Source organism: Pectobacterium brasiliense, assembly GCF_013449685.1.
Lineage (GTDB): Bacteria > Pseudomonadota > Gammaproteobacteria > Enterobacterales > Enterobacteriaceae > Pectobacterium > Pectobacterium brasiliense_A.
The window spans coordinates 1-3,681 of sequence record NZ_JACDSF010000133.1 but is presented as its reverse complement, the minus strand read 5'-3'; the positions used below and the strand labels follow the sequence as shown (position 1 = coordinate 3,681).

General features: G+C 40.0%; 6 protein-coding genes. 3 read left to right on the top strand and 3 right to left on the bottom strand.

Annotated elements, in window-relative coordinates; all coding sequences use genetic code 11:
* The coding region (locus H0248_RS21650; RefSeq protein WP_180787445.1) for a hypothetical protein at positions 1-410 on the top strand (410 nt) is incomplete at its 5' end.
* A gap of 64 nt (positions 411-474) precedes the next feature.
* Here H0248_RS21650 and H0248_RS21645 read toward each other — a convergent pair.
* Positions 475-729: a hypothetical protein gene (locus tag H0248_RS21645; RefSeq protein ID WP_011093228.1), complete on the bottom strand. Its 255-nt coding sequence runs from the start codon at positions 727-729 to the stop codon at positions 475-477.
* Between the two features lie 757 nt (positions 730-1,486).
* On the opposite strand from H0248_RS21645, the gene H0248_RS21640 reads away from it, so the two are divergent.
* Complete coding sequence (locus H0248_RS21640) at positions 1,487-1,792, top strand: hypothetical protein (RefSeq protein WP_180787444.1); 306 nt, start codon at positions 1,487-1,489, stop codon at positions 1,790-1,792.
* A 177-nt stretch (positions 1,793-1,969) separates the two neighbouring features.
* Complete coding sequence (locus H0248_RS21635; protein ID WP_180787443.1) at positions 1,970-2,410, top strand: hypothetical protein; 441 nt, start codon at positions 1,970-1,972, stop codon at positions 2,408-2,410.
* A 31-nt stretch (positions 2,411-2,441) separates the two neighbouring features.
* On the opposite strand, the gene H0248_RS21630 is transcribed toward H0248_RS21635, so the two are convergent.
* Both H0248_RS21630 and H0248_RS21625 read right to left on the bottom strand, forming a co-directional pair.
* Positions 2,442-2,663: a hypothetical protein gene (locus tag H0248_RS21630; RefSeq protein WP_180787442.1), complete on the bottom strand. Its 222-nt coding sequence runs from the start codon at positions 2,661-2,663 to the stop codon at positions 2,442-2,444.
* Positions 2,664-2,838: 175 nt separating this feature from the next.
* Positions 2,839-3,681 (bottom strand): hypothetical protein (locus tag H0248_RS21625; RefSeq protein WP_180787441.1); only part of this gene is annotated, 843 nt, incomplete at its 5' end.

The window sequence follows — 3,681 nt, the reverse complement described above, 5'->3', positions numbered from 1 at the left end:
ATATAGATAACGATATAGATAACGTTGATGAAACCTTAAAAAAGGTTGTGGTATTCGTTAATTCTGGAAGTGGTTTAACCTTAGAGGAAATTCGTAATAGCCCACATCTTCAAAATGTAATTTCCTCTGTTATGTCTAAGAATTGGAGGGGAAGAAACGCGCAGTTTAATTTTATAAAAATGTTAGTCGGTCTCCCGGAAGATGTAAGTTTGAACGTTTTAAGAAAAACTCATGAAATATGCTTGGTTTCTGGGGTTGCTTATTCGAATGATAAGGATAAAAGTAATTGGTGTAATGCTGTTATAAAATATATGGGAAGGGTAGATATAAACAAAACATCATCAGATTTAGAGACTTTTTCGTCTAAAATAATGGAAATATTTAACACGAAAATCAATACTCCACTGTGAACTCTGAAAATAGATTCAACGTGTTCGAAGTGCGGAGCTTGCCTTTAATAATGATTGATGAGTCTTACGGTTTATGGCTTGGGTGCTCAGGCTCATCTGTTAATCCTTTGAGGTCTTCTAGGAGTTCCTCAAAAGCAGTAGATTCACGAGCTTCCTGTTCTTTGTTTAATGCTGTAGATTCTTTTTCTGCATCAGCCGGTAAATCATAACGGTCGGATAAGACGATACCTTTTTCCGAGTCATACACAGCCCATTTCTGTTCAATGACAGTACCATCCAGTTCTTCGGTTTTCACAATAACAGCACGATATCGAGACATGGGATTACCTCTATTACTATATGTGATGCATGCACCATATCATTTGAAGGCTACCAGCGCTATCACCAGTGAAGTGGAGAGCCAAAAGACACGCTCTAGGGTAATATCTGCAGCCATATAGGCCAGAAAAAATCTTTGAATTCACGCAGCAAGGTCTACACTGTTCAAATCTAGCTATTGAAATGAGCGATGGCAGTACAGAATTTTATCTCTTGACCTGATCGACATCTGAGCTATCAAGTTTTACGACATCTGCTTAGTACCACCACAGAATTGGCTCATGGATTTTTATAATCTTCTGTCTAGAACATTTCTATATCAGATTTTTAGAGTTTTATGTAGGTTTTCGGGTAGGGTAGTGCAAAAATTTCCGGTGTTATATTTTTACAACCTAGTGGATCATTCTGTTTGGGCTACCGTGGCGAAGCACTTTACTGGATGGACTTGCCAAGAGCAGGAAAACGCTGACCGTTTTACGCAGGTAAGCTCTGTCATACAGCTATAGTTGGCAGGCTCCAATCGGTGAAACACACGGATAGAGTTCATCCTTTGAGTTTGGGGATCTCATGGGGATACATGTGTTGTCCATCATACCGCTGTGAGAGTAAGAGCTGGGCTTAATCAAGGGATAGCGCTAAAATCGCACACGTGCTCAATCCATATTGGAGGTGTCAACGCCAAGATTGTTGACAGTGTTTTGGATGATTACTATTACTGTGGCAGGGTAAAGGCTAACGCACCAGACGAATCCACATTAATGAATGCACTTGGCCTACAAGATCTGCGTGAAGCCATAACAGCAGATATCTTCTTATCCGAACTGGAAGCCTCTGGCGATATCATGCTTCACACCAACATGGGTTATCCAGTAGCTGAATACAAAGGCACAGATATCAGAATAGCTATCGAGCCGATAAGCTTTGCCCATATGCTGACCAATGGCTATGTGGTAATGTTCAGGAACGGTGAGTTCGAGCATGAGCTTGAGGGCGATCTCTATGAGGCGTTATCTCAGGCTGTTGATAGGATGAAGATCGCTGTTGTGTTGTGTGAGAATAGATAAATTATTTTTTCTCTTTTATTCCTTTCCTGAATGATATTACCGCCTTTAAAATCGATGGATCTGTTTTTCATTTTTTTTCATGCTAATAAATAAGACAGATTTTTACATGTGAGTTTGACATATGGTTTTTAATAGGTTAATGGAGTAGGTATATATAATAATAAAATTAGGTCTAAAATGAATAATGAATTTTTTAATGATATTGAACGTTTGTTTGAGTCAAGCAATGTGGGCTATGATTATTTAGAAAGACAATTTTCAGTAAATGACCGTAAAGAGATAGCTGCTATATCAGCATCGATCTTTATTGACAACAGATATGATGTTAAAATATTGAATACATATGCTGGTATTTTATCAAATTTGGGTATTGATGATTTCGCATATGCTATCACTTGCCTGTATGAAACATATGAAGAAAAGAAGATACCTTTTCCTAAAGAAGAAAAAATTAAAGTTGTTATCACAGTTTTAAATGTCCTAAAGGATATTGAAAGTATCGATTTTGATGAGTATAAACGAAGGTTGCTGCATGCCATATCAGGTGCTTACAAAGGTGACAAGTATTTGATTCGAGAGAATGGTTATCATATACCACTATATGGATGGGATAGTTAAATACGTAGCATTGAATGCTACGTAATATTATTTAGTCAGGAGTGGATTTTCCGTGACTTGCTTTTATATGCTTTGATGCTTCTTCTAACTCATCGATTGTATCGAGAGCTTCGACGTCTTCTTGCGCTATTTTCTCTGACAGTATACCACCTTTTATCCGTCTCCCATCTTCATGAAATATTTCCCATGTTTCTGAGACTACGTTTCCGTTAGGATCTCTTTCAATTTTTTCTTTAATGTTGTATCGAGACAAAATATTTTCCTATAAAGTATTTTAAAAGGCAAATAGCATAGCGTTAAATGGCAAAAAGATCTATTACTGAGTGATATAGAGGTACTCATCGAAAAAATTTTATTTATTCGAATTCGGTGATTTTTAATATGGGTAAAAATCGTCATACAATATAGATAAAAACGAGAGTAGAGCCTCAGCGGGGCAGAGGCTTATCATTCACGCGGTTAAGGATCTTTTCCAGATTTTCCTCACAGTTATACTTATGCAAATAAGCTTTGACGTCTCGTGCCCAAGATTCACCTTTACCGAGAACGGCACGACTGTGAGTGGATGCATAAAGATAGCGGGTATCATAGAGATTGATTAACGTCTGGTTGATGCCTTCAACACTACACTCCGGGTTCGTGCGTTGTTGTTGCTCCAGTGAGCGGAGAATGCGTTCCTGATGCTCAGGTGCAGGGGGAAACGTCCGTTCATTAAGTTCGCTGAGTACCAAAAATAACGGCGGGATACCTTCCTCTATTGCGGCTTGTAGGCGGTAGTGACCGTCAAGGATTACAAATGATGCCAGCCCAGCAACGTACCAGACCAACACTGGCGGCAACGTGCCTTCACGACACTTTTTACGCCACCATTTCAGACGCCCTGTATTGGTTTTTACCGCATAACGCCCTAACAGTAAGTTTCCGCCCCACCAGCAGTCCACCAGACTCACTTTTTGAGGATTGGTTAAATCAGGGAAATCTTCACCATAAAGCGCCCAATCACATCCTATATTGCCAGTGCTAGCTGGTGAATGGAAATGCCAGTTTTCGACGGTAGCTGTCTGTTGAACGGGATATGGCGCACGACGACCGACTGATGTGAGGGGTCTTAACAACCAGCGGCGCTCAGGAAGTAACGGATCAGATGTCTGCATCAATTGCCGGGCGAAATAGCGGCACCATTCGCTTACCCATGCCTGCTCGCCTTGTTTTTTCACTGACTCCACCTCATTTGAGGTCACAGGAGGTACCCTCAGTGTCAGCATAGTTGT

Bases quoted from the DNA above. Each gene is read 5' to 3' on its own strand.
- H0248_RS21645 (WP_011093228.1), bottom strand. From the start codon at position 729: ATGTCTCGATATCGTGCTGTTATTGTGAAAACCGAAGAACTGGATGGT.
- H0248_RS21640 (WP_180787444.1), top strand. From the start codon at position 1,487: ATGAATGCACTTGGCCTACAAGATCTGCGTGAAGCCATAACAGCAGAT.
- H0248_RS21635 (WP_180787443.1), top strand. From the start codon at position 1,970: ATGAATAATGAATTTTTTAATGATATTGAACGTTTGTTTGAGTCAAGC.